Origin of the sequence: Sporosarcina aquimarina, from assembly GCF_023715615.1 — a bacterium.
Classification (GTDB): domain Bacteria; phylum Bacillota; class Bacilli; order Bacillales_A; family Planococcaceae; genus Sporosarcina; species Sporosarcina aquimarina_A.
In genome coordinates this window covers 1-1,061 of the sequence record NZ_JAMBOM010000021.1, presented here as the reverse complement: position 1 = coordinate 1,061, position 1,061 = coordinate 1, and the positions used below count along the sequence as shown (strand labels likewise).

The following is a 1,061-nucleotide window of genomic DNA, read 5'->3' as shown; positions in this document are numbered from 1 at the left end:
CCCTGTGAGAGTAGGACGTTGCCAGGCAAGCGCAGTTATGCGTGATATATGGAGGATTAGCTCAGCTGGGAGAGCATCTGCCTTACAAGCAGAGGGTCGGCGGTTCGAGCCCGTCATCCTCCACCATTTTTTGTGCCGGTGTAGCTCAACTGGTAGAGCAACTGACTTGTAATCAGTAGGTTGAGGGTTCAAGTCCTTTCGCCGGCACCATTTGTACGAGCCATTAGCTCAGTTGGTAGAGCATCTGACTTTTAATCAGAGGGTCGCAGGTTCGAATCCTGCATGGCTCACCATTTCTGTGATTTATTTGCAGATTATCTAGAGATTATGCGGGTGTGGCGGAATTGGCAGACGCGCTAGACTTAGGATCTAGTGCCTTCGGGCGTGGGGGTTCAAGTCCCTTCACCCGCATCTCTTATGCGGAAGTAGTTCAGTGGTAGAATACGACCTTGCCAAGGTCGGGGTCGCGGGTTCGAATCCCGTCTTCCGCTCCATTGTTTTTTATGCCGGGGTGGCGGAACTGGCAGACGCACAGGACTTAAAATCCTGCGGTAGGTGACTACCGTACCGGTTCGATTCCGGTTCTCGGCACCATTTTTTCACTTTTTCAAATAGTATGCGCCCGTAGCTCAATTGGATAGAGCGTCTGACTACGGATCAGAAGGTTGTGGATTCGACTTCTGCCGGGCGCGCCAATTTTATTTTTTTGGAACGGGAAGTAGCTCAGCTTGGTAGAGCACTTGGTTTGGGACCAAGGGGTCGCAGGTTCGAATCCTGTCTTCCCGACCATTTTATTTTAATGCGGGGCCTTAGCTCAGCTGGGAGAGCGCCTGCCTTGCACGCAGGAGGTCAGCGGTTCGATCCCGCTAGGCTCCACTCTATGAACCTTGAAAACTGAACAGCAAAATGTCAACGAATTATCGTTTGGGAAGCTGGTTTTGCCGGTGAAACAAACACAAACAGATCTTAGTTGATCTGATAGACATCTTAAATGATGCCAGTACGAATTGAGCAATCAATTCTCTTTTATGGAGAGTTTGATCCTGGCTCAGGACGAACGC

Annotated in this window: 9 tRNA genes; all 9 read left to right on the top strand. The window is 50.3% G+C overall.

From position 1 onward, the window contains the following. Positions 1 to 50 precede the first annotated feature (50 nt). The 9 genes from M3197_RS17190 (at position 51) to M3197_RS17150 (ending at position 876) form a co-directional block, all read left to right on the top strand. Positions 51 to 126 (top strand) — tRNA-Val (locus M3197_RS17190). An 8-nt stretch (positions 127 to 134) separates the two neighbouring features. Further along, a tRNA-Thr gene (locus M3197_RS17185) sits at positions 135 to 210 on the top strand. A gap of 7 nt (positions 211 to 217) precedes the next feature. Next, a tRNA-Lys gene (locus tag M3197_RS17180) sits at positions 218 to 293 on the top strand. Between the two features lie 36 nt (positions 294 to 329). Beyond that, a tRNA-Leu gene (locus M3197_RS17175) sits at positions 330 to 411 on the top strand. An 8-nt stretch (positions 412 to 419) separates the two neighbouring features. Continuing rightward, positions 420 to 494 (top strand) — tRNA-Gly (locus M3197_RS17170). An 11-nt stretch (positions 495 to 505) separates the two neighbouring features. Continuing rightward, positions 506 to 594 (top strand) — tRNA-Leu (locus M3197_RS17165). 24 nt (positions 595 to 618) lie between these two features. Then, a tRNA-Arg gene (locus M3197_RS17160) sits at positions 619 to 695 on the top strand. A gap of 17 nt (positions 696 to 712) precedes the next feature. Continuing rightward, a tRNA-Pro gene (locus M3197_RS17155) sits at positions 713 to 789 on the top strand. A 14-nt stretch (positions 790 to 803) separates the two neighbouring features. Next, a tRNA-Ala gene (locus tag M3197_RS17150) sits at positions 804 to 876 on the top strand. Positions 877 to 1,061 lie beyond the last annotated feature (185 nt).